This is a genomic window from Vibrio sp. 1288 (genome assembly GCF_033344475.1).
In genome coordinates this window covers 1-619 of sequence record NZ_JAWPOX010000730.1, presented here as the reverse complement: position 1 = coordinate 619, position 619 = coordinate 1, and the positions used below count along the sequence as shown (strand labels likewise).

The window sequence follows — 619 nt, the reverse complement described above, 5'->3', positions numbered from 1 at the left end:
CAAAATAATCCCAACCTTGAGCCTGCCAGTCTGGCAGGCTTTTTTATGCAGCAAATTGCCATATAATCTCGACAAATTTTATTTGTCGATACGACACAAATTTATCATTTTACATGCCTACTAATTAGCCTCATATTCGCGCCGAATAACCCCTAGATTTCTCTTAATTTATAGGCGCAAAACATTGGAAAACACAGTCGTTTCTGCAGCATCACCACGAGTTACAGTTCCAGTCGTCGCACTGTCTCTTTACGCGGTTGCTTCAGGCTATTTGATGAGCTTGATCCCACTCATGCTCGGCGAATACAACATCTCTGCTGATTACGCGAGTTGGTTGGCGAGCGTGTTTTATGGCGGCTTGTTGATTGGTGCCATGTTTATCGAACGCATTGTTCGCAATGTTGGCCACCGCAAAGCATTTATTGGCTGTTTGGCTGCCTTTTCGCTCACCATCGTTGCCCTACCAGCATTCCCGAATGGCCTAGTTTGGCTCGTTGCGCGCTTTATTGCTGGTGTCGCGGTTGCTGGTGTATTCGTGATCGTTGAATCCTGGTTGATGTCAGGCGACGAAGCATCACGCGCAAAACGCCTAAGCTTATACATGCTTTCCCTATACGGC

At 46.7% G+C, this 619-nt stretch carries 1 protein-coding gene; it reads left to right on the top strand.

All coding sequences use genetic code 11. The features are described from left to right. Window positions 1–184: 184 nt before the first annotated feature. Window positions 185–619 (top strand): MFS transporter (locus R8O11_RS29040; protein ID WP_318195099.1); only part of this gene is annotated, 435 nt, incomplete at its 3' end.